A 19,372-nucleotide genomic window follows, 5' to 3' on the forward strand; every position below is an offset into this window, starting at 1 on the left:
GAGCGAGGTGAACCGTGGGCGATACACTCGCTTCCTCCGCCCGTCGGCGCTTCGATAGAACGATCAGTGCTTGAATAAGCGTCTTCCGAGGATTGCGGGTTGTGTCAGGCAAGTCGTCACCGGAAAAATTCTCGACGCACCCATCGTCCGAAAAATTCTTGTCCGGATGATGTCGCGGTTTTGTCCGGAAGCTGCCGCGCCGCTACACGGTCGCCGTGGTCTTTCAGATTCTTCAGTTTCACGCAGATGCTCATGATGTACCCGCCATGTACCTCGGTGTGTACCCTCGGCCTCGGCAAGCGCCTGCAATCGTTGATTTTATTGGGATTTACCAGAAGTTAAGTGGTGCCCAGAGCCGGAATCGAACCAGCGACACGCGGATTTTCAATCCTCGGTCAGGCTGCTTGACGCGCCCTTGAAACGCTCATTAAAACATAATATTTATCGTTCATAAACAGAGGCTTGGTCGAAAAATTCTTGCTGCACGTAGCTGCATGCGGATGCAGGGAAATGTAACCCAAGGTAAGCGTTCTGTAACCCAGATGTAACCCAGAGAGGACCATTTTGGCGCAAAGGATCACCGCACTCTCTGACGCAGCGCTGCGCAGCCTCAAGCCGACGGGGGAGCGCTACGAAGTTATCGACAAGGTCATGCAGGGCCTCGTGGGACGAGTGTCAGCATCGGGCCGGGTCATGTTTGTCCTGCGCGCGAGAAACGCTGCTGGAAAGATGCAGACGGTCACGCTGGGGGCCTACCCCGACCTTACGCTGAAATCAGCCAGGGATGCAGCGAACCGCACAAAGCTAGAGATGAAGTCGGGCCGCGACATCAATGGAGAGAAGAAGCTAGTCCGAGAGACTACCCTCATGGAGCAGGACAAAACCACGCTGCGCGCGGTTGTCCTTGAATACGAACAGCGGTTTTCGGCAAGCAAGTCTTCTTGGCGGGCTAGAGGGCCGAAAACCGAACGCAGTGGCGCCCGGCAGGTCATCGAGCGTGTCTATGCCGATCTTCTCGACAAGCCGATTACCAAGCTCTCAGACGAAGATTTCGCTGCATCCATCTCGAACTATCGGCGGCTCCGCCCTTCAGATGGTCGAACAACGGCAAACGGTCAGGCTTCGCGGGCGCGCGCCTATCTTAGCCCCGTCCTTGACTGGGTAGCTGGGCGGAAGTCCTTCCAGAAACTTGGCGCCTCACGGACGCAGAGGCTTCCCGTCGCTTCGCTGATGACCACGCATGATCCGGCCTCGGACGATCCGACGATTACGGGCAAGCGCACGAGGGTGCTTACCGAAGCGGAACTGAAAGCAGTGCTTCCCTTTCTCGTCTATCCCGCACCTGAGCTCGAAACCCTGCGTCTTGGACGTCACCTCGATTTTCGTCCGATTGCGATGCGTTTCATGCTGCTCACTGCCGCGCGGCTGGACGAGGTTTGTTCGATGAGATGGCAGGACATCGACCGGACGAACAGCGTCTGGCGAAAACCAGCCGTGAAATCGACCAGGGGCGGACCTCGTGGGCAAGCGCTGCCGCTGCCGGAACCAGTTATGGCGCTGTTGAGAGAGTTACCGGGCTGGAAAGCTGCAAAGCCTGACCAGTTGGTGTTTCCGAACGGCGCCGGCACCGGCCCGTTGGATAACTGGACGCGCTTTCAGAAGGCGCTTCACATAGCGAGCGGAACGACCGACTGGCATCGTCACGATCTGCGTCGGACGGCCGCGACGATCATGCACTCCTTGAAAGTCCCGGCTTCAACGATCGAACAAATTCTGGCGCATACTGACCCGCTTCGGGGAGATAACGTGGGCGCATCGGCTTCGCATTATATCCAGCTTGGCCGCGTGCTGAAGAACGCGCGCGATCCGCAAGAAGAGGCGCTGTCCACGCTGGCAGAGGCGCTAGCCTATATCGAGACGACGGATACGAGAGAAGGCTAGCAAATCGTTCACTGTCTGCTTCTTGTGTAGCGACGCGGGACGATTGCAGGCTCTGTTGTGGGCGTAGACACCTCTCCGAGAGATCGAAATCAAACATCGACAATATCATTCGCCTCCGATCTCTTTTCATATATAGATCATTGAACTAGGGGCAGACAAAGATCGACAGAAATGATCGAAACACCCGGACGCATCGAGCCTTGCCTGTTTGAAGAACGGGTTCCGGCGAAACTGGCTGACCTGGCGGTCGAGCTGCAACGCGCGGCTGACGCTCTCGGTCGCGGACTGCATCCTGACAGCGCCGCCGAGTTGGCGGACCTCGTCCGCGTCATGAACTGCTATTACTCGAACCTGATTGAAGGGCACAACACTCACCCGCGTGACATCGAGGCAGCGCTGGCAGGGGCTGAGCTTGCCGAAGAGACCCGCCCTCTTGCACTGGAAGCGCGGGCGCATGTCATTGTGCAGCGCGAGATCGACCGGCGTTTTCGCGAGGGTCGCCTTGGGTCACCGACCGACCCTGCCTTCCTCGCATGGGTGCATGAGGCGTTCTATCGCGAAATGCCGCCCGAGTTCCGCTTCGTCACCTACCCCGATGGGCGCAGCGAAGAGATCGTGCCCGGTCGCTTCCGTGCCGAGGGCGATGCCGAGGTCGTCGTGGGCCGGCATCAGCCGCCGTCCTCGCATCGCGTCGACGCCTTCCTTGCACATTTCGCAAAACGGTTCCGCACGGCGGAGGCTTCGGCCAGCCGGCGCATCATCGCCATCGCGGCGGCGCACCACCGGCTGAACTTCATTCACCCCTTCCCGGACGGCAACGGGCGCGTCAGCCGCCTGATGTCGCACGCCATGGCCCTGCAAGCCGAGATCGGCGGACAGGGCCTGTGGTCCGTCTCACGCGGACTGGCGAGGGGCCTGGAAGAGCGTGGCGAGTATATGCGGATGATGGACATGGCCGACAGTCCGCGGCGCGGTGATCGTGACGGGAGAGGCAACCTGTCCGAGGCTGCGCTGGAGACCTTCACCGGCTGGTTCATGGAAGTGATGCTCGACCAGATCCGCTTCTCCACGCGGTTGTTCGACGTGGCGGGTCTTGAAGACCGCTACCGCCGACTGGTGTCGGATGTGACCGGCGACAAGCGCGCGCCTGACCTTATCTCTGCCGTTTTGCGCCATGGTCGGCTGGACCGTGGCGATGCCGCATTGGTGCTACGCGTGTCGGCAGTAACAGCGCGCAAGACGCTTGGTGATCTAGTGCGTCTGGGGTTCCTTACCTCGGACAGCCCCAAAACTCCGGTTCGATTGGCGTTTCCGCTGGATTTCCGCGAGCGGTTGTTTCCAAACCTGTTCGCGGAAGCGCCGTTGGGGTGATCCTTGGATGCTGAGTAATGACCTAGCAGTGGTCATTCATCCAATCGCAACCGGAACCGGTAGTTAAGTTGATACGGCCCACTTAGCGTAGGTCGATCAATCGGCCCGCCGGGGAGCCCACCACAAAGTTGGGGGAAAACCTCAGCTTGCTATTTCAGGACGTTGAAGCCTTTCTGTATGACCTGTGCCATCAGGGTGCGACGTGCTTCCAAGAAATGGTCGTAAGCCATAGACTCCCATCCTTCTGGAAGAGCGTGGTCTTGCATCATTTGGTCTGCAACAGCAGCATCCAACCTTGCGAGCACCTTAGGGACATAGACGCTTGGAGCATCGTCACTGATGCTAATGTTATCAGGCCACTCAAGAAGGGCGAAGTTCGCCATCTGGTTTATGTGCCTTATATCCACGATTCCGCTCCCTTCTAGGTATGCTCTGGGGAAAAGATGATGTCTCTCTAGCGGTTTCTTTTTCGTCTGGAGGGATGGATCAATCAGGTCGCGGACCGTCTTGTGGGAATATAGGACGCGCGCACCCAGCAAATTCTGTGAAGCGATATAGCAAAAAAGCTCCGGATTTCGTGCTGACGAACTGTCGAGTTTTGCGGGCAGGGTAATATTCCAGAAGTCATTGGGTAGGTTACTCTCGATAATGTCATTGAGGACTTTGCAGAATTCTTCTGCTGTGGTGATTGATCTTAGGCGCGCAAGATCCCCGTCCATCACCGTCTCAGGTGAACTAGTGTAGCGGCCGGTGAGCGACGTTGCGAAGAACCACCGGCCGATGAGTTTTTGCAAGATGTGTTCATCCACACCATGGCGTTTGCGCCCAAGCAAATAGAATGCGTATGCATAGAGCAATGCATTGTTCGACGAAATCATCTCCGAACTGCGAAAACCCGCTCCCACGATGGCACTAAGAAACTGGTGCCAATTTGTGAGATTAAGAACTTCGGCTTGCGCGTTCTTCAGCACTTCGAATTGGGCTTCACGCTTCGCATCTGAGAAGTCGCCCGTCTCAGCATCTTTGCCTCTGAGAATTTGATAGACACTCTTGAGGCGCCCTCGCCCGAAACCGAATGCAATTGAAACGCGCAGCAGCTGGTCAGGATCTGGGTCAATAAGATGGTTGAACGACGATGCCTTCCCATCGATTTTCGCACCCGTGCGCGCGGAGTGACAAAATGTTTCAAGGGCGCGACGACCTACTTCCCAAAATACAGATAGCAATGTGAGGATAAAGTCTGCTTGGTTCAACGGCACGCCTTTGCTGTTGATCCGCACAAAGATGTCGGCAACCTGCTCCTCGTCGACCGATGACGCGATCTCTAGAGCAGTGAAGGGGTATTTTCTCAAGTCGAAGAGCCGGTCGAGATTGTGGGCTATCGCCTCCTCTTGGTCTTCAGGCAGGTCAATTTTCTCTTTGATGCGGCGCAGATAATCCTTCACAAGTGTGTAGGAAGATTTGCCGCTTGCCCAAAGGTCCGAGATATTCGGTATCCACTCTACATCCCGCCGGATAGCAGCATCCGTAACTTCAAATTTTCCATCCCGTGGCCTGAACGCAATCTCGATCTGGCGTTCCTTGAAATTTGCATCGAGCACTTTTTGGCCGCGAAAAACAGCGTAGAGTGAGGTCAGACGCTGTTGTCCATCGACCACCAATCGCGAAGCCTTCTTGAACTGCTTCGCACCCACGCCGATCTGCTTCACACCGGTCTCGGACTCGCTTTCCCAGAACAGGAAGTAGCCAACCGGAAATCCGCGATACATCGAGTCGAACAGGTCGCGCACCTTGGCATTCGTCCACACGAACGGACGCTGAATGTCTGGCAGGGCGATGTCGCCGAGATCAATGAAATGAAGAAGGCCATCCAGATCGTATTCCACGCGCTTGAACAGGGTCTTTAATTCGCTCATCTCAAATCTCCAGCGGGGGTAGCGCACGGACGATCTTCATCGTCTCGAGGCTGACGGTGATCACGCGGCGCAGCAGGTCGAAGGGGTAGCGCGGATCGCCGACGGTTTCGTTGGCATAGTCGTTGGCGTCGTTGATGATGCCGCTGTCCTTGTCCTGCTTGACCGCTTGACGCTCCATCACCCAGTCGATGGCGGACTTGCCATTGACGATATAGTCATAGGCGTCCAGCGGGATGTCGGTGATCGTGATGTTGGGGTTGTAGTGGATCACCGAGCGGTCTTTGTTCTTGCCGAAGGTCATCTTTTCGACCCTGAAGAACTTCACGGGATCGTCGATCGAGGCTAGTGACAAGTCGCCCTGTTTAACAGTGACTGGATAGGGCTCGACGGTCTCGTAGCCGACATGCAGGTCGCCAAGGGCGCGACCGGCCCTAACGAAGGCCCAGAAGTCGGTGGCCTGTTTCACGCAGGGGATGCGGGGCAGTTCCTTGGTCAGGTTGTCAGCGAAGCGGCGGCGATAGTCTTCGGAGTGCAGGAGGCCGTAGGTATAGTAGAAGATGTCGTCCTTGGTGATAGCCTCACCAGGGTAGGCCGCCTTGAAGTGGGCGAGGCCCGCGTCGGTGATGCCGTGGCGGATGCGGTAGATTGGCTTGTCGTCTTCGATCAAAGAGAACAGGTCGTCACCTGCGTCGGTATCGGCGCGGTCGTAGAGGGTGAGCGGGAAGCACTGATACCCGCCCATCGCGGGTGCGAGGTTCAGATCTGCGATGGTGTCGAGCAGGAAAGCAGAGAACCCTTTGTCCCCTCCCCTCCCAGGAACACAGATGATGCGGTTCGGTAGTCTGTTGTTCGGAAACAGCAGCGGTATCTGCCCCTGCCGGTGATTGAACATCTTCTCGCGGTAGAGCCACGTCCTCAAAAAGGGGCGGTAAGTGGCAGCAACCGCAGCGTCGGGGTTGAATATCGCTGGTGTTCCTCGCTGAAAGTCCGTCGTCAGGCTGCTTGTCCAGCTTAGCCGGCGGGGATTATCTTGCGGGTCGTTGATCGTGCCATCGCGACGCAACTGAAGTTGACGATTATACTCGTCCACATGACCGCGCATGTTCTCGAGCAATCGCCGCTTGGACGAGTTCCAGCACCAAACATCGCGTGCTGTTTCGAGCCCGCGCGAATATGTCTCGAACAAGACAGCTGTAGTCTTGTCCTTCTTGTCGCCGATACTGATGAACTTGCCCACACTGTCGTCGCGCTGCTTCAGCCAGTCGCCGTGATCGTCAGGCACGACCTGCTGCCAGCCGACTTTGGCACCGAGGCCACGAAGACTACGAAAGTCCTTGATAATCTTCAGCTTATCTTCGCGGCTCAGGTAGTCGCCGATGTCGTGGTAGAAGACCTGCCCCTGCTTCGCAGCCGCGGGGTTCTTCACGAACAGCGTGATGACAATAGGCGCTCGGCTACCTGCGCCGAAGATCTTGCCGCCCTCGCGCCGGGACGTCTCGCCGCTGGTGCGCTGGTTGCCCCGCAAGTGGAAGACGTAGATCGACGAGAACTCATCGACCATCGACTTGCGCATCCCGTCGGCGGTGTTCGCATCGATCCAGCCGCCGTTCGTGACGTAGGCCATGACCCCGCTCTCCCCCAGCCGATCCGCGCCCCAACGGATCGCACGAATGTAGCTGTCGTAGAGAGCGTTCTTGTTCGTCGCGGTGGACCGTGCGGCGTAGGTATCGGCGATGCGACTATCGAGATGCGGGTAATCGATGAACTGCGACACAGCATAGGGCGGGTTGCCCATGATGACGCGGATGTCGAGCTCCTGCTGCCGGCGCCTACGTTCGGAGTTGTCCGGCATCACCAGCGCCAGCTCGTCCTGGCCTTCGGACATCGCGAAGGTGTCTGTCAGGAGGATGCCGTTAAACGGCGTGTATTCGCCACCAGAGAGGCCGTGGTAGACGCTCTCTATGTTGATGGCCGCGATGTAGTAGGCCAGCAGCACGATCTCATTCGCATGAAGCTCGTGGCGGAATTTGTGCTCTAGCTCCTCGGGCGCGATCAGACCGGACTGCAAGAGGCGCGTGATGAAGGTGCCGGTGCCAGTGAAGGGGTCGATGATGTGCACGCCCTTCGACCCGAGGGTCTGGCCGAACTCGTCCTCCAGCACGTCGTTGACCGAGCGGATGATGAAATCGACGATCTCGATCGGGGTATAGACGATGCCCAGCTTGTCGCGGGTGCCCTTGAAGGCGACGCCGAAGAAGTTGTCGTAGAGTTGGCGGACCAGCTCCTGCTTCGCGGCCGGGTCTGTAATACCCTGCGCCTTATTGCGGACGCTGGCGTAGAAGTCGTCGAGGTCGCGGGTCTCCTTCTCGAGGTGCTCACCCTCAAGGGCGTCCAACACTCCTTGGATGGCGCGGGAGACCGGGTTCTCCTGTGTGAAGGCATGGCCTTCGAAGAGGGCATCAAAGACCGGCCGGGTGATGATGTGCTGGGCCAGCATCTCCACCGCTTCCTGCTCGGTGATGCCGCTGTTCAGATCATCGCGAATCTCGGCAAGAAACGCGTCGAAGGCTTGGCGCGCGGGACTGTCTTTGACTGAGAGGATCGCCTCAAGCCGAGTGATGTGGGCGAGCGCGATGTCGCGCAGGCTGCTGGCCCAGCGGTCCCAATATTCACGATCGCCGCACTTCTTGACGATCTTCGCCATGATCGCCCGGCTGAAGTCGTCGAGCACCACGCCGGGCAGCTCCGGTTCGCGGTCGTCTTCGATAACGAAATCGTCGTCCGAAGAATCTCGACCGGGAGCAGTGATCCCGGAGCGTTTTGCTGCGGTCTTGGTCGGGAGCTTCTCGACCGTCGCGGTTACAGCCTTCAGCTCGACACTGTCCATGCCGATAATCTGGATCTTGTCCGACACATCCTGACCGAGCGAGGCTTGGTTGATTGTCGCGTCGAAACGCTCATCATGCGCGCGAAGCGCGTTCAGAAGTTGCCAGACGATGCGATACTTCTCGTTATCATTCAGCGCTTCTTCGGGCGACTTGTCCGCCGGGACACCGATGGGAAGGATCACGTAACCCATGCGCTTGCCCGGCGCCCGCCGCATCACGCGCCCGACAGATTGCACGACGTCGATCTGTGATTTCCGAGGATGCAGGAACATGATCGCGTCGAGAGCCGGCACGTCGACGCCCTCGGACAAACAGCGAGCGTTCGTAAGGATACGACAGGTGTTGTCGTCGCTTTCGGCCTTCAACCAATCAAGCAGTTCGCCGCGTGTCTTGGCGTTGAACGTGCCATCAACATGATTGATCTCGCAGCGCAGCTGATGATCGACGAGATCGCCCTCGCGCTCTTTGACTTCGGCGTTGGCGAGATAATCCGTAACAACCGCAGCGAATTCGTCCTGGACGAGCTTTGACGATGCAATGTCGCGACAAAATGCCAACGCACGACGCATGGGCTGCGTGTCAGCACCGACATCCGACAGGATGTCCATCTTAGTGAGCGCTTTATAGCACCCCAAGATGCGGGTCGCATCATCGAGCACGAGCCCGCTGGTTGGATCGGCCATACGGGTCTGCATAGACCGCGCCACGAGGCCCTCGTCCATCGCAAGGACGATCACCTTGTAGTCAGTTAGCAACCCTTCTTGCACAGCCCAACCGAAACCGCGGTAGAACAGGGTTGGGCCGAATACCGCTTCATCGTCCATCGTCGCGAGTGTGACACCAAGGTCGCCGGCCTTAGATTTGGCGGCATCCCCAAAGATGCGGGGCGTTGCGGTCATGTAGATCCGCTTCTTCCCGCCAACTACATCATCGCGGTGAACCTTGACGAAGTTACTCTCTTCCTGACCGTCAATCGTCGCGCCCGTGGTGCGATGGGCTTCATCGCAGATGATCAGGTCGAAGCGGCTCATACCATGAACGTGCTGGGCGTCTGATATGGTCTGGATCGACTGATAGGTCGCGAAAATCACTGTCATCTTGCCGGGCGCGGTAACAGACAGGCCCTTTGCCAAGGACGAAGCATCTGTCGTAGCGGGGAAAGCGAGATCGAGCGTGGTTATTTCTGCGACGTCGTCCTTCCCGACCCTACGCCGACCAACCTGCGTGTCTGAGCACACGGCGAACGAGCGGAGAGGCACTTCGCTGTCCGTGGTCCACTCCCGCACGGTCTGCGCCATCAACGCGAGGGAGGGCACAAGAAAGAGAATGGCACCATGTGCGCCGACGACCTCTTCTGCGATCTTCAGCGCTGTGAACGTCTTACCTGTTCCGCAGGCCATGATGATCTTGCCACGGTCATGTTGCGTGAGCCCGGCTTTGACTGCGGCAAGGGCATCAGCTTGGTGGGGTCTCAACTCCTTCTTCGGCTCAAGGACGATTTCACTCTTCGACGCAAAAATCGACCACTGGATCGCGGATGCGCGCATCTCGACCAGTCCGATCCGGAAGACTGGGATTACCTGACCGTCGAGCATGGCTTCCGCGTTTTCGCTCCACGCCACTTCGGTAGAGTCCATGACCACACGGCGGACAAACAACGGCTTAGATGAAGCGGACAGAAAAGAGTCGATGTCCGCTTTCGCGATCTTGTGATCGGCCGCGTAGAATTTGCACTGGATCGCAGCGTAACCGCTGCCGTCGCGCAGACGCGCAACCAAATCGATGCCGATGTCCTTGCCGTCGATCCCGTTCGTCTTTGCCCAGTCAACCCAGGTCTGAACAGCGTCATACTGAGCGGCTTGCACGGGATCATGAAGTAGGAAAGCAGAGCAGAGGCGCTCGAAGTAGGTCCCCTTCTCTCGCTCGGTCAGTGCCACGTTGCGGTAGCTTTCGAGCAAGGCGTCGAGAGTAAGGGTCATGAAAAACCTGTAAGAATGATCAGGGCGACCCTACGAAGCAACTAAACCCAGATCAACTTTTTCTCGCAAAGGATGTGTCGGAACGAAACGCTAAGTGATCAAAGAAGGGGTTTCTTTGAGACATGACGAGATGTGTCCCTGCACCGCCTCCTTCTCGTCCTTGGCTACTCTCCCACGCTTGAGCTGCAGTCACTCGCTGACCGGTTGGCGCTCTTGGATTATGTCATGCGTTTGCCTGCCATCGGAGCCGCGGACGCAGGGGTCGGAAATGGATGCTCAAAGGTATTCGTGATCGCGATAGCCGAAGCATCGGACCGATTGCTCGTCCCCGTCAGGCAAGCACTCGGCTGCACCGTAAGCTAGTGAGCAGACGATCAAAAGTAAGCGCGCCGACCTACGGGAAGTCAAAGGCTCTGAGGAAGACACATCGGCGTTGGTAAATTAAGACTCTGAGTTGCATTTTACAAAGAAGTGCTGCATATTTACAGCCACCTGAGAAACGAAGCGATGCTGTTTTTCCAACAGCCGCGCTAAATCTTTGCAGAATCATTGATGCTCCTGAATTGAAAATATGACCTCACGCTGCGATATTTGTAATCGACTAGGCGACGTTGAACTCACTTCGAGTGGCTGTGCGCCGATAACGTATTCTGCATGCGCTGAATGCCGAGATCGCAGCGCAGAGAATGTTGATGTTGCAGCTACTTGGTTTCAGATGGAGGCAGGAACTGATGCGGCAGATGCATATCTCGCCAGGTTAGTTATATGGCTTGACGATAAATACAGCGGCGAAGCAGAGCTAAGGGCCTATATAATTTCCAATGCATCGACTGTTCAGGAGGAGTCTGATACAAGCGATCATCTGATCGATGTTCCTATGAAAAATTAGTTTGTTCAACATTGTATGGATGGCAGGTTTCAAGGTTTTCCACACTTATGCTTTATTGCGGCTTTCTGGTCAGAAGGATTGGGGATGAGCGACAATATATACCTGACAGAAGCAGCGGTCCTGCGCCTTTTATCTCAACCCGAAGCAAAGGCTCTTTCGCAAGAGGAGTTTCGTGATGTCGAAGACCTAGTTTGGACGGCTTTAAGCGGCGACAACCATATGAATATTACGACAGCCAAGCGGCGGATTGCACGGATCGTTAACCTGGTGGACGAAAGTAAACAGGCCGGCCTGCGGCAAGTGCTGCTGTCAGCACTAGACATCTCGACAAGGGATCACAATTAAAAGGGACACCCTGCTCGGGCGTTAATTAAAGCTTGATATACTTCTGAAATTGATAAACTTTTCGAGATAATCCGGATCGCCCAACAGCGAAGACGCATAGGAGAGGTCACTCACGACAATTGCTGGCAATGAAGCGAATACATCCTGCGAACTCCCTAAGCTGTCCAGATCGATATGCTGATAGACGAAGCCAGGTGCAAAGCTGTTGATTGGCGCGGCGCGATCCATGCGTGTTCCCATCTTTTTGGGCAACAGGCTCTCCTCTCTCTCATGCAAAGCAGTGATAAACCCGCCCTTCTCCACTTCGGGCGCGAAGAGCCATCGATAGCCGTCCGTTTCGTCGATCGCTTTACGGAGTTGGCTGATTTTTTTGCGCGCACTTTCTTTTGGTGGAATATTGAAATGCGCAAAGAGAATGAAGCGGCGATACTGATCGCCCTGCACTTGAACTCCAAGCGACAGGCTGCCACCGGAAACCGCGCGGCTTATACTCGCTTCGACCATCGGCATCGCGCGCGAGTATCCGGACCCGAATTCGACCTCAAAGGTCGTCGACCTGAAATTCCTGCCGACCTCCGCTCGAATTGAGTCAAGCAAGAAAGATGCCTGCATCTTTCCGATCATATCGATCAATCGAAGATCGCTCAGAACCTGATGGATTTCATCCTGTCTAGGCGTCCGCGTTTTCAAAAGCCAGCTCTCTCTTGGCAGGCCATCACCTTGCAAGGATGCATCAACCAGCTTCGACAGATTGCAGACCAATTCGCCATAAAGTCGGATGATGATCACGTCCTCATCGGAGACGGCTGATCTGTCTACCCAGTCCAATACATTTGAACCAAGCGATTTATAATCGAAATCCAGCCACCCCGATTTCTCCTTCACGGACTTGGCAGCTGGCACGAGCGAGAGCAATATCTTATCGGTCGGAGCATTGCCAAGGTCTCCTTTCAATTTCTCGTCATAGCTCAAAAGCTGTTCCGCCCTCGGGATATCCTTTACTTTATTTTCCAGAACGATGTTATGCTTCAGGCCGCTGTCTGCAATCGCTTCAATCAGAAGATCAAGATTCTTACGCTCCCTGTGCACCGCCGATATGTTGGATACCGAAAAGGAAAGTGGCAATACCGCATTCAGGCTGGCGGGATATTTCCAGAACAGCCAGGCGAGAAAGTTTGAATGAAAAAGCTCTCGTGAACTCAATGACATATGAAAAATCGGATTTTCATCGAGCGCTTTCTGAATTTCGACAAGGTTCAACTGTTCCATTCTGCTCCTTTCGGCGAAGGTTCGGAAAATCCACTTTTGACCGCTTGGTCCGATGAACTCTTCAAAGCTTCGAATTCCTGTTTTCATTCATGCCGGTCAGTCGCCAGTTCCTTTGCCTATGGTGCTGCAAATTCTTTCGACCACTGGCAGCTTCTGGATTTCAGATGCGAACATGCTGACCGGCTTCCTCCATCGGCATCAGGCTGATGGTGCCCTCTTCCATCCAGTGCACGGCGACCCCGATCACGGGCTTGCCCGGAAAGGCAATCTCAAGCGCTTCGGCATAGGCGGACAGCTGGAACCAGTAGGATGCGAAGCGCAGGGCGGGATCGGGGGCCTTGCCTGTCTTGTGGTCGATGACCAACAGTCCCCTCGGACCCACGGCCACCGCGTCGACGATACCGAGCGTTTCGGTGCCATCGGGGTGAATGACATGGATGGGAAGCTCCAGCAGCAGATCGGGACAACCAAGGCGGCCTGCCCATGTCCGCAGGGCTTCGACCTGTTGCGAGATCGCGGCAAGCGTGGCCTCGGGCAGACCCGTCGCAGCGGGCAGCCGATGCGCCAGATCGGGACGCAGGGCAAGGGTTCGGAACGCTTGGTGCCATGCCGTGCCGCGTTCCGTTGCCGACATCGCGGTGCCCGAAGCATGCGGAGTGCCGATCCGCTCGGTTTGCAAGGCGCGGGGCAGGGGCGATCCCGACTGCATCAAGGACGGGCGGCGGCGGAAGGGCAGATCGCTCACAGCCAGCGCCTCGGGTGCCAAAGCGCCGAAGCGGTGATAAGGGCGGGCTGCGGTCGTAGCAGGCAAGGGCGCCGTATCGGCAGGGTCGCGATAGACCTCGGCAGGGAAACTTCGCGGGCCCACCTTCAGACCATCGTCCAGAGACAATTCCGCATCCCGCGCAAGAAGGCCGAGGAAAGTCGTCTTCTCGTCGTCGAGCGCCTTGTCGATCCATTCGAGGATCAGACGGTCACGCGCACGGGTCAGCGCCACATAGATCAGGTTCCGCGCCTCGTCCTCCGCCGCCGCTTGGCGGTCGGCGATGAAACGGTCCCGAATCTCGGGCACGACGCATTTCGGGGTGTGGATCAGCCGCGCATGGTCCAGCACATGCGAGAGGTCGCTGAAGTCGTCAAAGACGGCGCGGGTGGTGTGGGGCCGCTCTGCGATCACCCCGTCGAGTTCGCAGACCACGGTCACGGGCCATTCGCGCCCCTTGCTGGCGTGCCATGTGACGATCTCGATCCCCGGGGCGGCATCGCTGCCCGGATCGGGATGTCGGTCAAAATCCCGCTCGTCGCGCTGCGCTTCGAGCCATGCAAGGAAGACATTTGCCCCGCGCCCATAAAGGCCTGCGGCAGACAGCGTGTCAGGTTCGGCCGCGTCGAAATCGGCGGCGAGGGTTTCGAGCTTCGCCAGATCGGCAAGCGCTTGGACCGGGTCCGGCAGTGACTCCGCCCAAGGGCGCAAAAGCGCGGTGACGCGCAGGGTCAGATCGGCAACCGGAACGCCGTTTGCCGCCCCGGACAGCGCAAGAATGGGGGCAAGCGCCGGATGGTCCAGCAACGTGCCCTCCGCCAGCAGGGTCAGCGCGGTTTGCGGATCAAGGCACGCCGGACCGAAGCCCAGAACCACCAGCGCCGCATGCGCGTCGGACGGGTCTGCGGCAAGGCACAGCGCATAGCGGGCCACCATGACCACCTGCGCGTCGAGCCAGCCTTCGGCCGCGATACGGACCGGCAGGCCAAGGGCGCGCAGGGCGTCCGCATAGCGGGCGGCTTCCTTGTGGCGGCGGCAGAGGATGGCGATATCGGCGGGCTCCACGGGACGGTGCAGGCCGGTCTTCCGGTCGGTCACGACCTCGCCCCCGCCCAGCATCGCCGCGATGCGCGCGGCGACATGGGCGGGCGGTTTGGGGGCGGTTTTGGTCCCGCGCGAGGCCGAAAGCCGGATCACCTCGATCGCCGGATGCCCGGTTTCGGCGCGGTCAGGGATCAGCGGGTGATACCCGCTGCCAAAGAGACCCGGCCCGATCGCGTTGACGAAGTCCATGATGCGCGGATCGCTGCGCCAGTTCTTCGGAAGCGGATCGACGGCTTCGGGGTGAACAGCTTCGAGCGCCTTGCTCAGGCGCGGGTCCGCCCCCTGAAAGCCCATGATGGACTGCTTGACATCTCCCACCAGCAAGGTGCGCGGGGCGCGTTCGGCAAGCCGCCAGAGCAGCGCGAATTGCACGGGGCTGGTGTCCTGGAATTCGTCGATGATGACGCAGTCGACCTCGTTCAGCACGGCCTGCAACACATCGGGGCGGCTGCGCAGGATGGCTTCCGCCTGCACGATCATGTCGTTGAAATCGATGACGCCAAGGCTGCGCTTGCGCTCGGCATAGGCTTGCATGATCTCCTGCGCGCCGTGGATCAGGGCGGTGAAGTTGGTCTTGGCATCCTCGCGCGGGCCGGGATGGGTCAGGATCGCCCCGGCGGCGGTCATGACCTCGGCGGCAAGGTCATCGTAGCCGGGCGGGGTTGGACAGCCGCGCTTGGTCTGGCGCAGGCTTCGCAGCGCGTTCCAAGTCGCCCAATCCCAATCCAGTCGCCCGACTTCCTGCGCATGGCGCAGGGTGGCAAGGTCGGCGCGGAAGTCCTTCGCCGGCCCTTTCTTCAGATCGTCATGCAGCGCCCCTTTCGGAAAAGCGTCAAGCATCGCCTCGACCGCCCCCGCCAGCCTGTCACGGGCGGGGACGGGATCGGCCATCACATGGCCCCAGACCTCGTCGATCCGCTCGCAGGCGATGGTGGCGAGGGCGGGGTTCATCCCCGCCTCCCCCAATCCGCGCAACAGGGCGATCATCTCCAGCACCCTTGCGCGGAATCCCTCCTCCGAGCCCTTGTCCCACGAAGGCGCATGGCCATAGCGCTCGGGATCGGCTGCGACCGCTTCGAGCGCCGCGCATTGCGAGATCGTCTGACGGATCAGGATGTCCTGTTCGGCCTGCTGCAATTGACGCGGCGCAGGGGTCAGCCCCGCTGCAAAGGAATGTTCGGTCAGGATGCGCATGCCGAGCGAATGGATGGTCGAGACATAGGCGCGTTCCAGATCGAAGGCCGCCTCGATCATGCCCTCCTCCAGCAGGCTTTCGCGGATGCGCCCAAGCAGTTCGGCCGCGGCGGCTTCGGTGAAGGTGACGGCGAGGATGCGGTCGGGACGCACCTTTTTCGCCTTCACCCATTCGGTGAGGCGGGTCTGGATGTGATGGGTCTTGCCCGCACCGGCTCCGGCGGGAACGATGGACAACGGGCGGTTCATGCGGCCTCTCCTTCGTCATCATCGCCGGGCCCGATCGTCTGGCCCGCGATCGTCCACGCACGGACAAGGGGGCTGGCGTCGAAGGCATAGGGGGTCAGGTGCGCCTTCTTGGTCAGGAAACCTTCGTCCTTGTCCCCGTTCAGGCGCAGCCGCCCCGCCCCCGCCTCGGCGATACGCTGCTGCAAAAGTGGAAGCGATTGCGCGGCGATGGCCTGCGACAGGTCCTCGACCCGCGACGAGCCGCCGTTGCGGCCCCTCGCCCCGCTGCGGAGCACCGTTCCGTCGTTGAGCGTGTGGTAGGCGATGGCGACGTGGTCCCGGTCCAACCCCATCGTCTCGGGACTGGCCCCTGCGGTCGGACGGCGGAGCATGTCGCGGTAAAGGGCGACCTGCAAATCCCAGCCCGCCTTCATCCGGTCGCGGCGGCTGCGGGCCGAGGATTTCTTGTGATCGACGATCACGGTCTGCCCATCGGGAAGCCGCAGCAGGCTGTCGGCGCGGCCGCTGATATGGATGCCATGCGCCTCGCCCGCCAGCGTCACCTCGTTGGCGACGATCTCGGCACCTTCCTCGGTCAGTATGGAAAGCCAGACCCGCGCCGCGCGCAAGCAGTCACGGCACAGCGTGTCGCGCTCCATCTTCCATTCCGGCGCGGCAAGGAACGGGGCCGTCTGCCGGACCCCTTCGGCAAAGTGCTGACCGACAAGCGCCTCCAGAGCGTCGGCATCGGGCAATGGCGCCTTGGCCGGGAACACCATTTCCAGAACATGATGGGCCAATGTGCCCTTGAGCAGGATGTCCAGCGTTTCGGGCTGCCACGGGCAATCCTCGGCCCCCATCTCTCCCAGCAGCCATGCAAGCGGGCTGACCATCAGCGTTTCAAGACGCGAGGGCGATTGCGGCAGCGGAACGCCATCCTCGGCCTTCCGCAAGCCAAGCAGGTCGCGCGACAGCTCGATCATCCCGTCTTCCGGCAGGTCGGGCCGGGTCTTCGCGGCGGGCGCGATGGCGGACAGGGTCACGGGCGCTTGCGGGAACGGCAGACGGGACGGGTCCTGGGCAAGCTCCGCCTCCTTGCGTCCGAAGCGGCGGGCGATCAACGCGCGGGTCATCGGAGCGGCCAGCGCCTTGCCCATCCCGTCGAGCCGCGGCGTCAGGAAGGTGATCCCTTCGGACGCAGCGCCGATCTGGCGCTGGAACAGGGCCATCCCGCGTGCCATCGCCAGCGCCGCTCCCGGCAGCGACAGGCCGAGATACCGACGGATCGCGCGAAGTTCGCTGTCCATGAACAGAGAGGAGGGTCCTGCCGCCCTTGGATAATGCCCGGCGCTGAACCCCGTGACGATCAGGTGGCGGCACCCGCGCCACGGCAATTCGCCCTCGTCGACAAGGCTCACACCGTCGAGGTGCCGCAGCGTCTCACCCGCGATCCGCCCCCCCGCACGGGCGATCCGCTGGAGGTATGGCCAGTCGATGTTTCCCGATCCCGCCTCGGCAGCGATGCGGCGGAGCAGGGCACGGGCCTCGTCACGCATCCCCTCTGCCCCGGCGGGCGCGATCAGGCGTTCGGCAAGGTGGTTCAGCTTGAAGCCGAGTTGCGCCGCCGTGCTTGCACCGCCCGTCAGCGTCTCCCACAGCTCCGCCCCCGCGCCCGTCAGGCGCGCGGCAATGCGTGAGCGGTAGCGCCCGCGCATGAGGTCGCGGGCAATGGCAGCCCCGTTCGCCGCCCCCCAGGGCATGAGCGGCAGCATGGCAAGGCTCGCCAAGGCCATCGCAGGCGCGGGGCTTTGCAGGACCCGCAGCGCGAGCGAGGCAAGCTCGCCCGCGACATCGCGGCGGGCCGGGCCTTCCTGTCCCGTCAACCGCAAACCCTGCGCGTCGAAGGCTTCGGCCAGATGGGCGCGCGCCACGGGGTCGGCAATGGCAAGGACGGCGATGTCGGATTGCCGCGCAACGCGCCCCTCGTCCAGCATCCGCCGCGCCAAGGCGGCTGCGAAGCGCGCCTCGTGCAGACTGTCGCGCAGATCGTAGAAGGCGAGCGACGGGTCGAGACTGGCAGGCTCGGCCACGGCAAGACCCCGTTGCAGCGCCGAGAGCGCGCCATCTTCCGCGCCCCGTGGCTGACGCGCCTGCCACGCGGCAAAAGCTTCGTCAGAGGCCGGGCCATGATGCGCAAGCAACCGCGCTTCCACGGCATCTTCGGTGGCGGTCGCGTGGGGATCGGGGTCAAAAGGCAAAAGGCGCAGCGGCACCAGCGCCTGATCCGCCGGGGCCGAAAGCACATGGCGCAGCGCGCAAAGGTCGTCCGGCACCGTTCCCCGCCGCTGCCAGACCGAAAGCAGCGCCGAAAGGTGCAGGCGCGCGCGGCCCTCGGGCAGGGCTGCCAGATCGATGTCCTGCGGGCCGGCATGCGGGCAGGCATGGATCACATCTACCAAGGCACGCTCGACCGCCCGCGCCACCCCTTCGGGATCAACGCCGAAGCTCTGCGCCCAAGGATGCGCCGGATCGTCCAGCGCCGTGCTGGCATCCCATCCTGCGGACTTCGGGACCAGATAGACCTCGGCCAGAAGCGACGGGGTCACCGGAAAGCAGGCCCCGCTCTGCGGGTCGACGTAAATCAGCGGCTGCAGACGCATCGGGAATACCTTCGTTCAATATCGGCAGGCTGACGGACAGGGGGCCGCCCCGTCAATCGGCAAAGGCTCAGTTGAGGATGCAGCAGGCCGGGTCGTCCTTCCATTTCAGCCAGACCGTGGGGCGCATCTCTTCGGGCGAAAGGAAGGTGCGGATGGAATAAAGCGGCACGGCGCCGTCCGGGGTCAGGCAAGCAAGGCCGCAACCGTCCTCGAGGGCGCAGCGGTCGATGCTGCCCGCCCAGACCCCCTGTTTCAGCGCGCCGAAGAACGTGTCGCCATCGTCCACGATCCCCTTATTCTGCCAAAGGCGGCGCAGCAGGCGCACGGCTTCCGCATCGATCACCGGCAAAAGCGGCCGGTCGAGCGCGACATCGCTGCGCTCGACGCAGCGTTCCAGCGCATGCAGGCAGAAACTGACCTGCACGAGCGCATAGGAGGTTGCCTGTTTCCCCGGCCGGATCACGAGGCGCGTGTAAAAGAGCGAGGGCTCCGAAAAGACCTCGACCGACTGGGCCTGCGTCACCACCTCGCGCCGGTTGCGCAGGACGACTACGACCCCGCCGCCATCGGCCGCGATCGCCGCCTTGACGACACCGGACAGGCGGGACAGCCGCGCTTGGCTCCGCTCCAGCGCCTTTCGGTTCGGGTGCATGGCACGTGTCGCCGCAACCACGCTGGCAAGGTCGGGGTCCGCCGCTGCCGCCTGCGTAAAGGCCGCGCGGGCAAGGCCCCGCTTGAGCGAGGCGCGGATCGACGGGGAATAGGCAAAGACGGTCTGGGAAAGATCCATGGAAATCTCCTCTTTGGCGCGGCTGCGGAAAGGAT

The 19,372-nt window shown here is 60.1% G+C and carries 9 protein-coding genes; 3 read left to right on the forward strand and 6 right to left on the reverse strand.

Annotated features, from left to right (window positions below; genetic code table 11):
* Nucleotides 1-564 precede the first annotated feature (564 nt).
* A complete protein-coding gene (locus H7F16_RS00975) occupies nucleotides 565-1,941 on the forward strand; it encodes a tyrosine-type recombinase/integrase (RefSeq protein WP_185795689.1) in 1,377 nt (458 codons plus the stop codon).
* A 171-nt stretch (nucleotides 1,942-2,112) separates the two neighbouring features.
* Nucleotides 2,113-3,312 carry a Fic family protein gene (locus tag H7F16_RS00980; RefSeq protein WP_185795690.1) on the forward strand — a complete coding sequence of 400 codons (1,200 nt, stop codon included), beginning with the start codon at nucleotides 2,113-2,115 and terminating at the stop codon, nucleotides 3,310-3,312.
* Nucleotides 3,313-3,461: 149 nt separating this feature from the next.
* Here the strand turns inward: H7F16_RS00980 and H7F16_RS00985 are convergent, their stop codons facing one another.
* Together H7F16_RS00985 and H7F16_RS00990 are read right to left on the reverse strand one after the other, a co-directional pair.
* Nucleotides 3,462-5,228 carry a GmrSD restriction endonuclease domain-containing protein gene (locus H7F16_RS00985; RefSeq protein WP_185795691.1) on the reverse strand — a complete coding sequence of 589 codons (1,767 nt, stop codon included), beginning with the start codon at nucleotides 5,226-5,228 and terminating at the stop codon, nucleotides 3,462-3,464.
* A gap of 1 nt (nucleotide 5,229) precedes the next feature.
* On the reverse strand, nucleotides 5,230-10,095 hold the full coding sequence (locus H7F16_RS00990; RefSeq protein ID WP_185795692.1) for a DEAD/DEAH box helicase: 4,866 nt from the start codon (nucleotides 10,093-10,095) through the stop codon (nucleotides 5,230-5,232).
* Nucleotides 10,096-11,068: 973 nt separating this feature from the next.
* Here H7F16_RS00990 and H7F16_RS00995 point away from each other — a divergent pair.
* Nucleotides 11,069-11,329, forward strand: a complete 261-nt coding sequence (locus H7F16_RS00995; protein ID WP_185795693.1) for a hypothetical protein — start codon at nucleotides 11,069-11,071, stop codon at nucleotides 11,327-11,329.
* 21 nt (nucleotides 11,330-11,350) lie between these two features.
* On the opposite strand, the gene H7F16_RS01000 is transcribed toward H7F16_RS00995, so the two are convergent.
* The 4 genes from H7F16_RS01000 to H7F16_RS01015 all read right to left on the reverse strand — a co-directional run bounded on the left by H7F16_RS01000 (nucleotide 11,351) and on the right by H7F16_RS01015 (nucleotide 19,337).
* Entirely contained in the window at nucleotides 11,351-12,598 is a 1,248-nt protein-coding gene (locus H7F16_RS01000; RefSeq protein ID WP_185795694.1) for a PDDEXK-like family protein, read from the reverse strand.
* A 160-nt stretch (nucleotides 12,599-12,758) separates the two neighbouring features.
* Nucleotides 12,759-15,908, reverse strand: coding sequence for a UvrD-helicase domain-containing protein (locus H7F16_RS01005; protein ID WP_185795695.1), 3,150 nt, complete (start codon nucleotides 15,906-15,908; stop codon nucleotides 12,759-12,761).
* Nucleotides 15,905-18,547: a PD-(D/E)XK nuclease family protein gene (locus H7F16_RS01010; RefSeq protein ID WP_185795696.1), complete on the reverse strand. Its 2,643-nt coding sequence runs from the start codon at nucleotides 18,545-18,547 to the stop codon at nucleotides 15,905-15,907. The genes H7F16_RS01005 and H7F16_RS01010 overlap by 4 nt, the downstream gene beginning before the upstream one ends.
* Nucleotides 18,548-18,614: 67 nt before the next feature.
* On the reverse strand, nucleotides 18,615-19,337 hold the full coding sequence (locus H7F16_RS01015; RefSeq protein ID WP_185795697.1) for a hypothetical protein: 723 nt from the start codon (nucleotides 19,335-19,337) through the stop codon (nucleotides 18,615-18,617).
* Nucleotides 19,338-19,372: the final 35 nt, after the last annotated feature.

The organism is Paragemmobacter straminiformis (assembly GCF_014243445.1).
Taxonomy (GTDB): domain Bacteria; phylum Pseudomonadota; class Alphaproteobacteria; order Rhodobacterales; family Rhodobacteraceae; genus Paragemmobacter; species Paragemmobacter straminiformis.